The organism is Ruminococcus sp. AF17-12 (assembly GCF_003479245.1).
In the GTDB taxonomy this organism is placed as follows: Bacteria; Bacillota; Clostridia; order Lachnospirales; family Lachnospiraceae; genus Blautia_A; species Blautia_A fusiformis.
The window spans coordinates 332,383-350,127 of sequence record NZ_QUGY01000001.1; the positions used below are offsets into that span (position 1 = coordinate 332,383).

Sequence of the window (17,745 nt, forward strand, 5' to 3'; positions counted from 1 at the left end):
TTTCCTCTGTATCTCTTACAGCAGTCCTTTCTCACGGATCAGCTTTAAAGCGCCTTCATCGGCCACTACCGTCACATCCGGGTGAAGCTGCAGGATAGATGCCGGCACGTTGGGCGTGATCGGTCCGTAGAGAGATTTGTAAAGAGCATCTGCCTTTGCCTCTCCGGTAGCGACCAGAAGGATTTTCTTTGCAGTCATGATGTTTTTGATACCCATGGTATATGCCTGCTTCGGCACATCATCCATAGTCTCAAAGAATCTTGCATTTGCCTTGATGGTGCTCTCCGTAAGGTCTACGCAGTGAGTCTCCTTCTCAAATGCTGCACCCGGCTCGTTGAATCCGATGTGACCGTTTCCGCCGATTCCAAGCAGCTGCATATCGATACCACCCACGCTGCGGATGATCTCATTGTAATCCGCACAGGCTTTCTCACTGTCCTCTTCCAGTCCGTTTGGCACATAGGTTCTTGCCTTATCGATATTTACATGGTCAAACAGATTTGTGTTCATAAAATAACGATAACTCTGATCGTTGTCTCCGGAAAGTCCTTTGTATTCATCAAGATTTACGGATGTGATCTGCGAAAAGTCCAGATCTCCTTTTTTGTACCACTCGATCAGCTGCTTGTACATTCCCACCGGTGTGGAGCCTGTAGCAAGTCCGAGAACAGCATTTGGCTTCATGATGATCTGTGCAGACATGATGTTTGCCGCTTTTCTGCTTACGTCATAGTAATCTTTTCCTGTATAAATGATCATAATCTTTTTCCTTCTCCTTATGGTAAAAAAGAACAACCGGATAACTGAGATTCACATATCTCCTACTTTTCCTGTTGTTCTTTTTTATTATTGATTCGTTTTTTTACTCAGCCATCTCTACTTCGAGAACATAGTCTACCGGGTCCGGAAGTACCGGGTCAGGTCCCAGATCAACGAATGCGATATCCGGGTAATCGCTGTGCATCCATGCGTTGGAGATCGGCACCTCATGTCCGTCATCCAGTGCACGCACCTTCACGATCTTATCCTTATCAAATCCCAGAAGCGGAAGTGGTCCCAGTGTATTCTCATAAATATGCACATAGTATTTGTTTCCGTTTCTGGTGATACGTCCGTAATCCGGCTTCGGAATGTTTTCAGCCGGTACACAGCCGTAGATACTGTCATGATTCTTATCCATCCAGCGGCCGATCTCAGCCAGGATCGCAGATGATTCCTTCGGGAATTTACCTTTGGCATCCGGTCCTACGTTCAGGATCATATTTCCACCCTTGGAAACGCACTCTACCAACTTCTTGATCAGCATGGAAGCCGGTTTGTAATAATGGTCGTTTGCACAGTATCCCCAGTTGTTGTTCATGGTGAAGCATGCTTCCCAGACCATCGGGTTGCCTTCCTTATCGCAGATTCCTTCCGGCGGGATGATCTGCTCAGGGCTTACGAAATCGCCATGGTACGGTGTCGGATCACACTCATACAGGGATCCTCTTCCCTCTCCGCTGGCTTCCAGACGGTTATCGATGATAACCTGCGGCTGTAAGCTGCGCACCATGTTGATCAGCTTGGTTGCGCCCCATTTTTCCCCTCTCATATCGTCGTAGGAGAAATCAAACCAGATGATATCGATCTGTCCGTAGTTTGTACAGATCTCTTCTACCTGATTATACAGATATTCTGTATAACGTGAGAAATCACGGTTCTCATTTCCGCACTCTTTGTGGTTTCTCATCGGATGGATACGATCTCCGTAATGCGGATAATCCGGATGATGCCAGTCAAGCAGTGTGAAATAGATTCCAACCTTAAGGCCTTCCTCACGAAGTGCCTCTACATACTCCTTGATCAGGTCTCTTCCTGCCGGTGTGTTTGTCACCTTGTAATCTGTGTATTTACTGTCAAATAAGCAGAAGCCGTCGTGATGCTTCGCTGTCAGGACTACATATTTCATACCTGCAGCCTTGGCCTCTTTTGCCCACTGCTTCGGGTTGTAGTCTCTTGCATCAAACTCTTTCATAAATGGAAGATATTCTTCCTCAGGTATTTCCTCTACGCTTCGCACCCACTCGCCTCTTGCAGGGATAGAATATAATCCCCAGTGGATAAACATTCCAAAACGGGCATCCTGGTACCACTCCATACGTTTTTCATATTCTTTTCTGTCAAACTGATACATGATTTTTTCCTCCTGTTTAGATTAAAAGCATCAGCCTTTGATAGCTCCGGAAAGCATACCTTTTTCAATCTGTTTATGGAACACGATGTAAATGATAAGCATCGGAATTACGGACATTACTACATATGCAAACTGACTTCCGATCTCCTGTGTATGTGCAGAAGAGAAGTTCAGCATCGCACGTGAAACTGTGAAATATTTGGTATCTGTCATCAGGATCATGGAGAATACAAGTTCACTGTATCCATAGATGAATACGAAGATCGCCTCTGTTGCGATGATCGGCTTGCAGACAGGGAAAAGGATCTTCCACAGCAGCTGCCAGTTGTTACATCCATCAATGATCGCCGCCTCATCCAGGTTCCTGGAGATTCCATCCATGAATCCTGTATAAAGGAATATCGCCTGGGACATACCAAACGCAACATAGATCAGGATCAGGAAGAACAGGTTGTTCTTTGCATTTAATGCTGTTGCAATGTTGTTGATCGGGATCAGTGTACAGTGAACCGGAACCATTACTCCAATCATGAAGAATACATATACCCATTTCAGGAATTTGTAATCTTTTCTTGATAAGATGTATGCTGCCATCATTCCGACTACAGTATTAAATACAGTTGTCAGAGTTGCTACAACCAGGGAGTTCTTGATGGTATTCAATGCATCCGCTGTTTTGTTTGCGCTGATATAGTTCTGGAACATAATCTTCTTAGGGAAGCTTAACAGGTTCAGGTAAATCTCTGAGTTTGTTTTGAAGGAAGCCATTACGGTCACTACTACCGGAAACAGTGTAACAACTGTCCACAGGATCGCAATAACGTACAGCGCTATCTTTCCTCCATGCATTTTCTGTTTATTAGCTGTTTTTTCCATATCGTCTCTTCTCCTTCCGCCTACATTGCAAGATCTTTATCTTCACGGAACAAATGATTGGTTATAAGACTCAGCACAACACCCAGCACTAACAGAATAACGCCGTATGCACTGCTTCGTCCGAACAGCTTATAGGAGAATCCCTGTGTATAAAGCATGATTGAAGGTGTGGAGCTGATATCGTTCGGGCCTCCTCTTGTCATTGCCCAGATGATATCGAATACTTTCAGACATCCTGTAATACACAAAATAGAGAATACCTTGAAGGAGTTTTTCATCAGAGGAAGGATGATATAGCGGATCCTCTGCCATCCTGTAGCACCATCCAGCGCTGCAGCCTCATTTAACTCATCAGGGATCGCCACCAGACCAGCTGCAAAGATCAGCATGTTATATCCGGCATACATCCATTCGTTTACCAGAACAACGATCCAGACGTTTACAGTCTTTATCGTCAGCACATCAGGGATCGTACCATGAAGGCCGAAAATATTTTCAATGGTATTAAAGATACCAAAGTTCGGATTTAACATAAATGTCCACATCAGGGCTACTGCTGTTGTTCCTAACATATTCGGAAGGAAGTAGCAGGTTCTGAAGAATCCGGTTCCCTTGATCTTTGCAGTTACCAGCATTGCGAGACCAAATGAAAGCGGCATCAGGATAACGAAACCACCGATCATAAAGTACACACTGTTGAGCATTGCATTCCAGAACAGCTTATCTGAAAAAATCTTCTGATAGTTCTCAAGTCCTACCCATTGCTTTGCCGCACCAAACATACCGTTCCATTTACGGAATGATAAGCCTACGGTATCAAAAACAGGGTAGATGACAAAAATAACAGTTATTAAAATTGCCGGAAGAAGGAACGCTAAAGAAAGCGTAAGATCTTTTTTATCCAGCTTCTGTTTTACCTTTGGTACAGATTTACCTGCCATATGTATACCTCCGTAATAAACAAGGGGAAGCAGATGATGCTTCCCCCTGTTTCTCTTATCCACACATCATGCGTTCAGTCAAAATTCTCTTTATTCGTAAGCAGACATTTTGTCAACGATATCGTCTCCAACTTCCTGTGCACTTGCGCCTGTCGCTAATGCCTGAAGAGAATTACGGATTGTATCCATAGCTGCTGTGTTGCTGTCATATGTAGGAATCTCAAGTTTAGACTCTGTATTCTCAGCCATGATCGCATTTACATCGTCAAGCAGATAGTTACCTGTATCGATCGTAACCTTCTCAGCATATGTTGTCGGGCTGGATTTGCACATTTCGTTGATGGAATCTACACTTGTAAGGTATTTGATGAATTTAACAGTTGCTGCGATTTCCTCATCGCTCTTGTTTAATGTAGTGATGTAGTATGTATCAGAACCGCCGCCCATCTCTACAGTCTTGTTTGCTTCGTCGATATAAGGAATTCTTGTAACACCGATCTTCTGAGCATCGAAGAGAGTTGTATCGGAGTCATTCTGGAAGTTACCGCAGTTCCATGTTCCGTCAACTGTGAATGCAGCTTTTCCTGCCTCGAACATATTTCTCTCTGTGTTGAAGTCTGTGCTGAGGATTCCATCTCCCCAGTATCCTGCATCGATCATATCTTTCATCTTCTGATAGATTGCAACCATCTTCTCGCCGTTGTAAGCCTCTTTGTCGCTTGCAAGATCATCTGCGATGCTTGTTCCGTAAGCTTTCAGAGCAAGAGCACTCATCAGATGCTCGAAGTGATAGTTATCTTTGTCAGAGTAGTTGAATGGCTGGATTCCTGCATCTTTTAATTTTGCGCAGGCATCAACAAGATCATCCCAGGACTCCGGAACATCTACGCCAACCTGATCAAGGTAATCTTTGTTGTAGTAGAGACAGAGCTGATAAGCGGACCACGGAATACCATAGGTTCCTTCAATGCCGTCAAACTGTGTTGTCTCCCATGCAAAATCCTGAACTCCCTCTTTCCATTCCGGATACTGTTCAAAGTATGGTGTCAGATCCAGTATATATCCTGCATCTACATACTCTCTTGTACGGCTTCCGCCATACTGAAGGAATGCGTTCGGTACATTACCGGAAGCGAAATCTGTTGTAAGCTTCTCTTCGTAATCAGACTCTGTAGAAATACTCTCATCTGTTACATGGATCTTTCCTTCGTTCTCTTTATTGAACTCTTCAAGTGCTTTGTAATACCATTTAGCCTGTCCGTCTGTATCAGATCCGTTGTTAAATCTGAATGCTACACGAAGCTCAACGTTTTCAAAATCCATATTGTCTACATCGTAGTTTGTGTCACCCTTTGCAAATACGGCGCTTCCTGTTACGCCTACTGTTGACATTGCTGTTACACCGGCGAGACACAGTGTTGCAACTTTTTTCATTCGTTTCTTCATGAATAAATCCTCCCTTAATATGATTTTTTATTATATAGTTTTCCCATTGATGTTCATAAATTGATCAATCGATGATCGCCTCAAAGATCGGCTCTTCTTCCTCAAGCTCCAGGCATACACAGTAGTTCTTTGCCCCCTGAAGCTTCTCCGGAAGCTCTACCTCTATCATCGAGTTTCCTTCGCAGCACTTTAATGCGCGGCACGGAAGCTTTTCTCCTGTGCTTACCACATATGCACCCTTTAACTGATTACCGATGTTCAGCAGTTCAACTCGATATCTCGGTGCAAGGACGTGTACGTAAAGCTTATGTGGTCTCTTTGTAAATTCAATGCTCGGGATCTCATACGGATAGATACCAACATTCTTGGTTCCGTAAATTGCTTCCGCATTCTCAGTCACGTATTTACCAACCTCATTCATAACCTCGACACAAGCTTCCGGAACAGTTCCGTCTGCCATTGGTCCTACGTTCAGCAGGTAATTTCCGCCTCTGCCGACGATCTTGAGAAGAAGGTTCAGGATATCATCCGGATTCTTCCAGTTTGTATCGTATTTATTATAACCCCATGTATCATTTACAGTTGCCGGTACTTCCCAGTCACCGTCGTATGGAAGACGTGGGATAAAGTTATCACCGGTGGTCATGTAATCGCCCTTCTGGTGTCCGATACGTCCGCTGATGATGCAGTCAGGCTTAATACCCTTAACCCAGTCTCTTAATTCCTGAGCTTCGTCTGCGGTCATTCCCATCGGAGTATCAAACCAGATCAGGGAAATGTTATCGTAATTCTCAAGAAGCTCTTTTAACTGCGGCTTGCATTTCTCATCGAAGTATGTACGGAATTCCGGCTTCCATTCGTTCTTGTCTTCGTAATCCTTCTTATAGGCATTGTCATCATCCCAGTCCTGAGCCTGTGAATAATAGATACCCATTGTCATGTCATATTTCTTACAAGCATCGGAAAGCTCTCTTAAGATATCTCTTCCTGCAGCCTTCACTACATTAAAATCACTGACCTTGGAATCGTACATTGCGAATCCCTCGTGATGCTTGGAAGTAAGAACGATATATTTAACACCCCACTGCTCTTTCGCTCTTTTCACAAACATGTCCGCGTCAAATTTGTCCGGATGGAACTCATCTTTCAGCTTTCTGTAATCTTCCTTGTCAATGTTGAGATTGTTCTCGATCCACTCTGCGATACGGTCTGTCTTGGTGACCTCACCGGTCTTCGGATCTTTCCACTCTCCTGCAAGGATGGAATAAAGTCCCCAATGGATGAATAATCCGTATTTGGCATCTTTATACCACTGCTGCTTTGTGTCTGCCATAACCTTCTCCTTGTTTCGTATAGCTGATTTTCTTGTTACGTAAAACGTTTCGTTTTTTGTTAAGACTATCTTACCGCATCCGAAGCAGCTTTTCAAGTAAAATCATAGGGAAAAAATCATTTTTCCTATTTTTTACAATTATTCCGTCTTGTTTTTGTGTATTTTTTCGTATCAGGTTTTGTTAAACGTTTCATTTTTATCAATTTTCTGTACAATACACTCGTTTTTTTCTGATACTTTATGTGTAAAAAATGTCATGTGTATTGAGGCGTTTTCTTTTTCATGATATAATATGAAAATACTCTATTATCTGTAAATGCATCAGAACCGGAGGTTTTACATGAACGTTACGATCAATGATATCGCCCGTGCGACAGGCCTGTCCACCGCAACGATCTCCAAATATATAAACCACAAAAAAATACGGGAAGAAAATCGTATCCTTATAGAAAAGGCAATTCAGGAGCTTGGATATACCCCAAACCGGAATGCCCAGCTTCTTCGTGCCAAAAACACACATACCATCGGTATCCTGATCTCAGATCTTGGTAATTATTTCTGGGGCGAGCTTGTCAATTCCATTATCAAGCATTTCACAGATCATGGCTATACAGTTATTGTCTGTTCTTTCTTTTTTGAACATCAGAAGGAGATCGATACGATACAGGATATTATCTCCCAGCACTTTGACGGAGTTATCATGCTCCCATCCTGCTGGCATGATGACCTGTACCAGCTTTTACAGAATGCTGGCATACCGGTTGTATTGCTCGATCAGATTCCTGCTTCCATGAGACATTTTCCTGTAGACTGTGTTATTTCTGATAATTACAAAGGCGGTGCACTGCTGGCAGAGCACCTTTTGGAAAAAGGCCACACAAAGGTCTGGATCATGGAACAGTATCTGGACGCCTACACCATCGAGCAGCGGATCCAGGGCTTTGTGGATGTATATCAAAAAAATGGCATTGACCTTCTGAAACAGCAGGATTCTTTTCCCCCTGTTTCTTTTGCTTCCACTGCAGAAACGATCATCCAGAGCAGCCTGCATTTCCAGAAGCTTATTGATTCTTCCGATCCCCCTACTGCTGTTTTTTTTAACTGCTATCTCTCCGCAATGGGTGGTTTAAGCGCTGCCAGCCAGGCACGGATTTCCGTTCCTCAGGATATTTCCTTTGTGTGCTTTGATGATGATCCGCTTTTCAAGACCATGAGCGCGACTATGACCTGCGTCTCACAGGATCTGACAAGCATGGGGAAACATGCTGTGGAATTACTTTTAAAAAGGATCCATGGAGACTATACGGATTTTCCAAAAATAGACATGCTGGATGTTGTATTCCACCCGCGGCGCTCCGTAAAAGACCTGTCCGAACACAACAGTACAGCATCCGGAAAGGATTGATTTATGAGTGCAACCATCAAGGACATTGCCAGAGAAACCGGTCTGGCACTGGCCACCATTTCAAAATATATCAACGGCGGAACTGTACGGCCGCAAAACAAAAAGCAGATCGACGAAGCGATCCGGAAACTGAATTACGTTCCACGAAATACGGCCCGGGGACTTCGTTCCTCCAAGACTTACCGTATCGGTCTGGTATCCGGTCCTCCCAATACTCCGCATAATGCTTTTCTTCTGAGCAAAATAGAAAACACCATGCGCGCTCACGGTTATTCTCTCACATTTATGAGCGGCGACAAATATAAGGATCATGTCAATAAATTCGTCCCTCACATGCTCCGCTCTGGGATCGACGGCCTTATCATTACCTCTTTCAGTCTGAATCAGGACATCTGTTCTGCTGTGGAACACGCCAAAATCCCTGTTGTGGAGCTGGAAGAACACAGCCATTTCCACCGTACAGACTGTGTACAGACCAGCTGTACCTCCGGAGCCTACGAGATCGTGGAGCATCTGATAAAAATGGGGCATCAGAAGATCGCCCTTGTCACCGGTTCTCCTGCATCCTATACCGCATGCGAACGAAAAAAAGGCTATCTCCGGGCACTGGAAGACTACGATATTCCTGTTAACCCCGATTATATCATCGCTGAAAATTACGCAAACGACTTTGGATATCGGGCAATGCAGAAATTATGGAATCTTCCGGAACGTCCGACTGCCGTATTTTCTGCAAACTATACACTATGCCTCGGTATTTATGAAGCGATCTACAGCCTTGGCATCCGGATCCCGGAAGACCTGTCTGTTGTCTCATTTGATGATTTTGAGCTGTCCATGCTGCTTTCTCCTCAGCTGACCGCTGTCCGTCAGCCGTTGGCTGATCTGGCAGAGCAGGCCTGTGATCTGCTGCTTCGAAGGATAAACGGAGACTACAGCGATTTTCCAAGGACGATCCGCCTGAAGCCGGAATGTATTTACCGGGATTCTGTGCGTGATCTCTTTTCTGATGGTAAGTAATGCAAAGCAATTTTTATTACGGCAATTTCGGGAAGCACAACAGGCATTCTCATTCCGATCTGCCTTCATATTCTGAGCATCTGAACCACTGCAATAATTTCACAGCATTTACAGGGGCACAGGCCGCCACCGACACAGTCGATGATACGGCCTGTGTTCCTTCTGTATATATCCGATATATATATCTGTCACATCAGTCTCAGCAGCATATCTCCGGTTCCCACATTGTATCCACTGGTTGCATAGATCCCATTCAGGCTTCCGTTTGTCACAATGATCAGCGGAAGCTTATCCGGATCTACATACATTCTTCTTCCCAGCGTATTGATGATCTCTGAAAAATCATCATATAAGATCTGAACATTTCCAAGCTTGCCCAGTGCTCTTGAAAGGGTAGGTGTCTCCAGCGCTTTTTTGCTTTTTACTACAAAAATGATCCTCTTCGCATATCTGGAAAAAGCTTCTTCCTGCTCCATCATCTCATTTAAGATATGCTCCGTCGGTTCTTTCTCCTCTTCCAGAAACGCCAGGATATGCTTCCCATCTGCCGTCAGCTCCGATGCCTTCACAGTGCTTCCATCCTCTTTTCTGAGAGTAAATTCCGGTATGGAGATATTCTCCAGCATGTCTTCCAGGTTTGCATTCCGAAATGCCAGCTCCACCCTCTTCATTTCTCCGATCTCAACCTCAAAATAATACTCCGCGGCAAATATATTTCCATTTGGCAGTCTGTTTGAGGTAAGGATCCTGTAATTTCCCGCTTCCAGTGGCAGCTTCATCATCTGATCTCTGAAATTTTCGGTTTCCAGCTTCAGTGTGCTGTATTTTCCGGCTTCCAGTTTTGCGATGCTCCAGTTCTGGAAATATTTCCACTGTGTATCCGCACTTGCCTTCAGAAGGATCGATGCCTTTTTCTCCGTTTCCTCAGATACCGGGATGAATTTTCCGTTTTTCATATACTCCATGGAACGGTCATGAGGGTTCAGGCGTGCCGGAATCCCCAGTGTTCTCGCCATTGCCACAAAAAGGATCTTCTTTGACAGAAGGCTTCCTGTTCCCGTTTTCAGACATCCGGACGGCGTGGTGATCACACTGCTGCGTTCTTTCTCCGGGCTGGAAACGATCTTATCCTCAATCCACTTCCAGATCTTCGCCGGTTCCTTTTGCAGCATATTTTTTTCTTCTTCCGACAGCTGCTCAAGAATCGCTTTTCTGTATTTCTGCAAAACTTCATCGTCAACTCTCGGGTTCAGTACATATGGTACAAAAATATCTGCATCCATGTTTTTTTCATACGGTAATGCAAATTTCAGGTGCTCCTCCAGAACCTGGCTGATACAGTCTGTTCTGTCTTTCTCTGTGAGGACTTCAAGGAGTTTTTTTCTCATTGAAGAATCTCCAGTTTCTTTTTCCAGGAATTTCCGACACTCCGGATTGCTCAGGTTTCTTACCTTCTGTTCCCTGTAAGCGTTTGCCTCTGCCAGACGTCTGCTGCCTCTTTCCTTCTGCTCCGGTGTTGGCATATCTTTATTTACAGGTGCATCATGAGGTGCGATCATATCGATCTCCGTCCACTCCTCATAAAAAATACCCTTTTCCTTTCCTACGGGCATCAGACAGATCTCACAACAATCCTCTGTTTTTGTATCCATGCTGTTTTCTGCATGCAGCCATTCTCCATCTGCATACATCCTTGCAGAAATATGGATACTTCCAAGCCCTGTTGTCAGGCAGACTTTTCCCAAACTGTCGGTTTTCAGTTCTGCGATCGGGGCATATTCCGAATAATTCAGCACCTCAAAAGAAACTTCTGCACCTTCTGCCGGTTTTCCATGCGAATCCTTTACGGACACAGTGATCTCTTTTGTCAGTGCATATCGTTTCAGCTCGTTGAGCATAGTCACCATACCATCTTTGCCGATCACTTCTCCCTCCGGGATCATGGTATCAAAAACTCTTGAATGGACCATCATGGCCCTTGAGGAAGCGTTGGTAAACCATCCCTTATTCAGGATCTCCTCCGGCTCACAGGCTCCCAGAAAATACCAGCTTCCATCACACCAGATTTCCACCCAGGCATGATTGTCATCACAATGAGACCACTTTGGTGCATATACCTGACGGGCAGGTACACCAACACTTCTCAGTGCATTAACGGTAAATACAGATTCCTCTCCGCATCTTCCGTTTCCTCTGCGGTATACGGCAAGTGCAGACAGGGTACGATCATCTGTACAATGATAGGTAGCCTCCTGTGCACACCAGTAGTTCACCTCCAGGGCAGCTTCCCGGAAGCTCATTCCCCCAGTTCTCTCTCCGATCTCCCTGCGGAAAAATGTACGGCAGGGTGCGATCTCCTCCTCATTTACTCTATGAAACAGCACATAATTCAAAAAGATTTCCTCCGGCAGCTCTGCCACCCCGGAGTTTTCCTTCCATAAATATACGCCATTCTCCGCATAATCCAGGAATACTTCAAACGCGTAATTTCCGATATCACTGTACGGCATGAACGCATATAAATATTTGCACGCCAGAGCCACTTCGTCTGTGCATTCCGCAAGCTTTTTATCAATCTCCGCAAAAACCTGCGGTAACCCCATCATCTGCTCCCGATATTTTTTTTCGATCCGATCACGGTTTTCTTTCAGAAAAATCTTCCCCTCAGCCATTATAATTCCTCCAGAACTTTCTTTGCAGCACGAACATTTTCAATATCTGTACGCCATATCTCATATTCACTGAATGTCGGAAGTCCCATATTGACACCTTCCTTGCGAAACTGCATCGCACTGTCCGTTACAACCTTGCCACTCATATGATAAGCCTTGATCCCGGTAAGAGGATAAAGCTGGCGGATCACTTCCGCACCGACGCCACTCCCCGCCTGGATGGTGATACGTCCCTGACTCCTGGTTTCCAGTTCCTTCAAAAGCTCCGCACCCTGAAGGCAGGTATTCTTCTGTCCGGAGGTAAGGATCGTATCGATTCCCAGAGAGATTGCCTGTTCCATAGCCTCGATCGGATCTGCGCACACATCAAAAGCCCTGTGCAGCGTAACAGACATATCTCCCGCCGCATCCATCAGCTCTTTCATCTGTTCCATATTCAAGGTGCCATCCGGTTTCAGGATACCTACCACGACACCCTCCGCTCCCATTTTGCGGAAATCCTTTACTGCATTCCTTATCATAGAAAATTCCGCATCTGTATAACAGAAATCTCCAAACCGCGGACGGATCAGCGCATGGATCCGGATATCTGAACGCTTCCTTATTTCCTCAAAAAGCCATGGGCCGGGAGTTGTTCCCCCGATGATCAGATTACTGCAAAGCTCCAATCTGTCCGCACCACCCTCGGCTGCTGCTATGGCGGATTCCACAGAATCCACACAGATTTCCAGAATATAGTCTTTCATGTAAAAATCCCCCTTTGTTACTGTCTGCTCAGAGTAATTTCACTCCGTTATTCCTCAGTATGTTCACAATGGTATCATCCGGAAATTCATCGGTAATGATCCCGCTGATATCATCAAAATGTGTATATTTATAAGATTCGTTAAAATAAAACTTCTCTCTCTCCATAACCACATATTTATGTCTGCTGCTCTGCACTGCCGCCTTCTTGGTCAATCCATCCTCCACTCCGGATGTAGTAACTGCAAAATCTGTCATATCCACGCCACAGCTTCCCAAAAATGCCCGGTCAAAGCTGTACTGCTTGATCACCTCAATGGCCGCAGCTCCCATAAATCCGTTCACCGAACGGTACATAGTTCCCCCTGTGCCTATGGCCGTGATGGACGGATTCGCAGCGAGGATCTGCAGGATATCGATCATATTGCTGACAACCACAACATGCATACCCGACGAAGCGATAAGCCTTGCCAGCTCTATATTTGTAGTGGAAACATCCAGAAAGATCGTTTCGTTATTTTTAATCAGCTTGAAGGCTTTCGCAGCGATCACTTTCTTCTTATCAAGATTGTACATGCGCCTGTCTACTACGTTTCTCTCCAGAGGATACTCCTGTGACAGGATCGCTCCGCCGTAAGTCCTCTTTAATCTGCCTGCATTTTCAAGGATCTTGAGATCCTTGCGGATACAGTCCTCCGTAACCTGAAACATCTCGCTTAATTCTTTGACCCTGACTTTTCCTTTTTCGCGGAGACATTTCTCTATTGCATTCTGTCGTTCTTCTGTAAACATGGTCCTATCTCCTCATTCCTGATTTTTCTGTGATAAAAGTTCCAGAAATCAATACTCCGCAAAACAATATCCGGCGCATTGATCCCTGGAAAGCCTGTGATTTCAGTATAACAGTTCGATATCTTACTGTCAATTATTTTGTATTATTTTTTATTGTTTTATCGTATTTTGATCAAATCAAGTAATTCCACTGGTTCAATTGCGAACCTCCGCTTGCCCCCTGTTCCGGGAATCCCTTACAAAGCTGCAAATATCCCCCTGACTCAAAGCCACATGTTCCCTTGCGGAATTATAAAGATCAATAAACATTGAAAATATTGAATAACTTATGAGGACTTGTCTGTACTCTTCCCGAAACAGACAAGTCCCCACAGTTCCATAACAAATATCCAGTTATGAGCAGATAAAATCAGATTTTTACTATCTGCACATATATTCATCCAGCTCTCCGATAAATTTCTCCGGCATCTTTCTCTCAAATGGGAAAACCTCCGCATTCCCCAGTTCATCTGCAATACATCCCAGAAGGATCGCACTTCTCTCCAGCGACCAGGCAGACAGCAGATCAATCGTATCATAACGGGTATGCATGCCAAAACCATCCCGGTTCAGAGTCATGGCCGGAATTCCCTTCCATGCAAAAGAATTGGAATCACTTCCCCAGATCTGATTCTTCACAGACGCTCCGATCCCTGCTCCGTCAGCGATCTCAAGAAGCTTATCACAAACAGAAGCCTCTCCCGTCACTCCCAGAACATTTCCTCCGATCAGCTGCCCGGCCAGATCTACATTCATATTAAAACGATGCGCTCCAAGCTCACTCTCATGAACTCTGATATAATCCCGGCTGCCCAGCAAACCCTTCTCCTCAGCACCAAACCACACAAATTCCATAGTCCTGCGCGGTCTATACTGCTGAAAATATCTGCAAAGCTCCATGATGATCGCTGCCCCAGCCATATTATCATAGGCCCCCGGTCCCTCCGGCACCGAATCATAATGCGCCGTAATCGTCAAGATCTCATCTTTCTTATCCGTACCTTCGATCCTCGCCACTACATTACGGGATCTGCACGCCGTCACATCCTGTTCCACAACCAGGCACACCTCAGACGCACCCTCCGTCACCAGCTCCACTGCATCCTTATAATGAAGATTCGCCCCCGGAATCCTGCCACTATATTTTTCCTGCATCTTGTGAATATCCTCTGCAGACTCCGACAATCCTTCTGTCTCTTCTGCTGCATCCCCCGGAAAGATCATCGGCAGGCTGCGCTGACAGGGAACCCTGTCCACTCCTTCATCCAGCGGAGAACCCTCCACACTGATAAAACCAACAGCTCCGGCGCTCACCAGTCTCTGATACACATCACCACTCACCCGGCCATTCACCATAACGATCTTACCCTTCGCCCGTGAAAGACTGACAGCATCTCCATTCTCCACATACAAAAAATCCGCTTTCAGACCTTCTGCCCAAGTATTTCCACATCTTCCATACCCGGTCACCACATACTCCTTCTGATAAGGCTCTACAACCTTAAGCACCGCTCTGTTGATCCGAAAACCCCAAAATTCAAACTCCTCCATCCGATTCTTCACTCCGAAGCTGTCCAAAGTATCCCGGATCATCTTCGCCGCCTTCACTTCCCCCGCAGTACCCGCTTCTCTGACAAAATCAAACCCCGCCAGAAACTCCATCTGCCGCCTGCCACTGATTTCCTTCGTATTCATACCCCCACAACCTTTCTAAATTTTTTCCAAGTCCGCATCCACTGCTTATCGCTTTTCGCAACCCGCAGGAGACTTACTTGATTCGGTTAAATTATACACTATTTTTCTGCAAAAAAACTGCCTGCAGCTATTTTTCAGCCTACCCGGCCAAAAAATCTCCGCAGACAGTTTATATTTCATATCAATAAATCATTTATATCCATATCCTAAGCCACAAACGAACCAACCGCAGCCGGAGCACGGTAATCATAGTCGGAAACCTTGATCCCTGTAGCCGCTGTACTGGCGTGAACGATCTTGCCATCACCAATATAAAGAGCCACATGATCAATACCACCCTCACCATAAAAAACCAGATCACCAGCCTCAATATCCGCAACACTCTTCTTCTCAGAAGCCGAACACTGAGCTGCAGCAACACGAGGAAGCTCATACCCAAACTCCGCAAACACAGACATCACAAACCCCGAACAATCCGCCCCGTTAGTCAGACTCGTACCACCATAAACATAAGGATTCCCCACAAACTGCAGCGCAAAATCCACAATCCCCTGCCGCATCTCCAGACGCGCCTCCTCAGCAGCCTTCCGCTCCTCTTTCGCCTTACGCGCAGCCTCAGCAGCCGCTTCAGCCTCAAGCCTCTCCTGTGCGATCACCTCAGCCTCAGCCTTCGCCTCCTGATACCCCTGAACCTCAGAAACCGTCTTATCCGCCAGAGCACTGGCAAAAGCAGAAATAGAATCCGCACCATCCGAAAAATCATCCTCAATAGAAAGCTCCTCCACATCTCCATCAGACACAGCACTGACACCATCCACATCCGCAAAAACAACAGAAGGAACCACACCCACAAGAACAGCACTCAGAACAACAGCAGCAAATTTCTTATAAAACATAAACAATAAAACTCCTCTCAGAAAACCACGCAGCAGCCCCCACCCATTCAGGCAGACATTCACAATCCACTTCGCCACGCTCCTTATTCGCCATTTTGTTACATTTTTATTAAATTTGTTACGCAAGTGTGTATCCTACCATAAAAATCCCCACCTGTCAAACCCCTTTCACAAAACCTTCACACACCAATCAGCCATCCAACACAGCGACGATGCCCCAGCCCTCACCTTCACCACAGGAAACTCAACCTTTCTCCCAGCCATCCAGCACAGCGACGATGGCTTCCACAGGAAACTCAGCCTTTCCTCCCAGCCATCCAGCGCAGCGCTGATGGCTCATCCAACTCCCGGGAATCCACTCAATCCTCCAGCCCTCATCAATCCCCACTTCCGCCAGTCGCCCCACACCCCCACCACTACCTCCCGCCCGGAACCGAACAGCCGGGGAGACGGGTGCCGGTTGGCTACGACTCTGCAGGAGGGGAGCTGATTCTTGGCTGGCGGAAATCTGCGTTGTTTTTAAAAAGTCCGCTGTCTGAGCGGCAGCAAGCCGCGAGTTCGGACTTTTTAAAAACGGTTTTAGCAGAATTCCGGCAGCCTAGAAGCCAGCCCCCGACGAAGCCCGGAGCCAACCGGCACCCGTCTCCCCGGCGTCCGTCATCCGCCATCCGCCCTCCACCATCCACCACAAAAAAGAGCGCCCCGCAGCCCATCCAGCCCGCAAAGAACGCTCTCCTAATTTCCATCAGCTTACAATCATACACAATCACCTACGATCAGCATACAATCCCATACGATCGCATCAAATATAACTCATAAACCCCTTCCCAACAACCTCACTACTCTTAGTAACCATCAAAAACGCCTGCGGATCCACCTCATCAATAAACCTCTGCAGCAACACCGCCTGCCTAACATCAACAACCGTCAAAATAATCTTCTTATCCTTATGCGAATAAACACCCTCCCCATGATAAACCGTAGCACTCCGATCCAGCCCATTCATAATAAACTCACAGATCTCATCCGGCTTACTGGAAATGATCGTAAAATACTTATTCAGCTTCATCCTCTCAATAGACTTATCGATCAGCAACGTCTTAGCCATAAGCCCCAGCACAGAACAAAGCCCCGTAGTAAGATCAAACACCATAAACGAAACAACAACGATCACACAATCCACTGCAAACAATGCACCCGAAATATTCATCGTAGAATACTTCTTAATGATCATCGCCACAATATCCGTGCCACCACCCGAAGCATTCTCAAAAAACAGCAGCGCCGCAGCCAGCGCCGGCAAAATGATCGCAAAGCAAAGCTCCAGCATAATATTCCCCGTCAGCGCCCTGTCCATAGGAAAAACCTTCTCAAACACATTCAGAAGCAAAGAAGAAACAACCGTAACATAAGCCGTCTTCACTCCAAAATCCCGGCCAAGAACAATAAACCCGATCACCAGCAAAATCAGATTGATCACCAGGTTGATCTGCGCAGACGTCATCGGAATAAAATGCGAAAACACAACCGCCATACCCGAAACACCACCAAAGGAAAAATTATTCGGAAACTTAAATACATAAATCCCCACATCCATCAGAACAACAGCAAATGTGATAATGATATACTCCATCACACGCTTTGGTATCAGATTTTTCATTAAAAAATATCCTCCTGATCTCCTCAAATAATTTTCACCGGTAACTACCAGTC

The 17,745-nt window shown here is 45.6% G+C and carries 14 protein-coding genes; 2 read left to right on the forward strand and 12 right to left on the reverse strand.

Annotated features, from left to right (window positions below; translation table 11 throughout):
• Nucleotides 1–15: 15 nt before the first annotated feature.
• From nagB to DWW77_RS01855, 6 genes are all read right to left on the reverse strand, one after another.
• Nucleotides 16–759, reverse strand: coding sequence for a glucosamine-6-phosphate deaminase (gene nagB, locus DWW77_RS01830; protein ID WP_015525385.1), 744 nt, complete (start codon nt 757–759; stop codon nt 16–18).
• A gap of 103 nt (nt 760–862) precedes the next feature.
• Nucleotides 863–2,173 (reverse strand): alpha-L-fucosidase, encoded by a 1,311-nt coding sequence (locus tag DWW77_RS01835; RefSeq protein ID WP_021653144.1) that lies wholly within the window; start codon nt 2,171–2,173, stop codon nt 863–865.
• Between the two features lie 30 nt (nt 2,174–2,203).
• Nucleotides 2,204–3,049 (reverse strand): carbohydrate ABC transporter permease, encoded by an 846-nt coding sequence (locus DWW77_RS01840; protein ID WP_243004449.1) that lies wholly within the window; start codon nt 3,047–3,049, stop codon nt 2,204–2,206.
• 20 nt (nt 3,050–3,069) lie between these two features.
• Nucleotides 3,070–3,990, reverse strand: coding sequence for a carbohydrate ABC transporter permease (locus DWW77_RS01845; RefSeq protein ID WP_118607932.1), 921 nt, complete (start codon nt 3,988–3,990; stop codon nt 3,070–3,072).
• Nucleotides 3,991–4,080: 90 nt separating this feature from the next.
• Nucleotides 4,081–5,436: an ABC transporter substrate-binding protein gene (locus DWW77_RS01850; protein WP_059086268.1), complete on the reverse strand. Its 1,356-nt coding sequence runs from the start codon at nt 5,434–5,436 to the stop codon at nt 4,081–4,083.
• A 64-nt stretch (nt 5,437–5,500) separates the two neighbouring features.
• On the reverse strand, nt 5,501–6,865 hold the full coding sequence (locus DWW77_RS01855) for an alpha-L-fucosidase (RefSeq protein ID WP_227945571.1): 1,365 nt from the start codon (nt 6,863–6,865) through the stop codon (nt 5,501–5,503).
• A 244-nt stretch (nt 6,866–7,109) separates the two neighbouring features.
• Between DWW77_RS01855 and DWW77_RS01860 the strand changes: the two genes are divergently transcribed.
• Entirely contained in the window at nt 7,110–8,174 is a 1,065-nt protein-coding gene (locus tag DWW77_RS01860; RefSeq protein WP_118607933.1) for a LacI family DNA-binding transcriptional regulator, read from the forward strand.
• Nucleotides 8,175–8,177: 3 nt separating this feature from the next.
• Nucleotides 8,178–9,194: a LacI family DNA-binding transcriptional regulator gene (locus DWW77_RS01865; RefSeq protein ID WP_118607934.1), complete on the forward strand. Its 1,017-nt coding sequence runs from the start codon at nt 8,178–8,180 to the stop codon at nt 9,192–9,194.
• Between the two features lie 188 nt (nt 9,195–9,382).
• Here the strand turns inward: DWW77_RS01865 and DWW77_RS01870 are convergent, their stop codons facing one another.
• The 6 genes from DWW77_RS01870 to DWW77_RS01900 all read right to left on the reverse strand — a co-directional run bounded on the left by DWW77_RS01870 (nt 9,383) and on the right by DWW77_RS01900 (nt 17,692).
• Nucleotides 9,383–11,866, reverse strand: coding sequence for a transglutaminase domain-containing protein (locus tag DWW77_RS01870; RefSeq protein ID WP_118607935.1), 2,484 nt, complete (start codon nt 11,864–11,866; stop codon nt 9,383–9,385).
• Nucleotides 11,866–12,612: a copper homeostasis protein CutC gene (locus DWW77_RS01875; protein ID WP_118607936.1), complete on the reverse strand. Its 747-nt coding sequence runs from the start codon at nt 12,610–12,612 to the stop codon at nt 11,866–11,868. The genes DWW77_RS01870 and DWW77_RS01875 overlap by 1 nt, the downstream gene beginning before the upstream one ends.
• A gap of 28 nt (nt 12,613–12,640) precedes the next feature.
• A complete protein-coding gene (locus DWW77_RS01880; protein ID WP_118607937.1) occupies nt 12,641–13,402 on the reverse strand; it encodes a DeoR/GlpR family DNA-binding transcription regulator in 762 nt (253 codons plus the stop codon).
• 420 nt (nt 13,403–13,822) lie between these two features.
• Entirely contained in the window at nt 13,823–15,136 is a 1,314-nt protein-coding gene (locus DWW77_RS01885) for a M28 family metallopeptidase (protein ID WP_118607938.1), read from the reverse strand.
• A gap of 206 nt (nt 15,137–15,342) precedes the next feature.
• A complete protein-coding gene (locus DWW77_RS01890; RefSeq protein WP_118607939.1) occupies nt 15,343–16,032 on the reverse strand; it encodes a C40 family peptidase in 690 nt (229 codons plus the stop codon).
• An 802-nt stretch (nt 16,033–16,834) separates the two neighbouring features.
• Nucleotides 16,835–17,692 carry a YitT family protein gene (locus tag DWW77_RS01900; RefSeq protein WP_022426920.1) on the reverse strand — a complete coding sequence of 286 codons (858 nt, stop codon included), beginning with the start codon at nt 17,690–17,692 and terminating at the stop codon, nt 16,835–16,837.
• Nucleotides 17,693–17,745 lie beyond the last annotated feature (53 nt).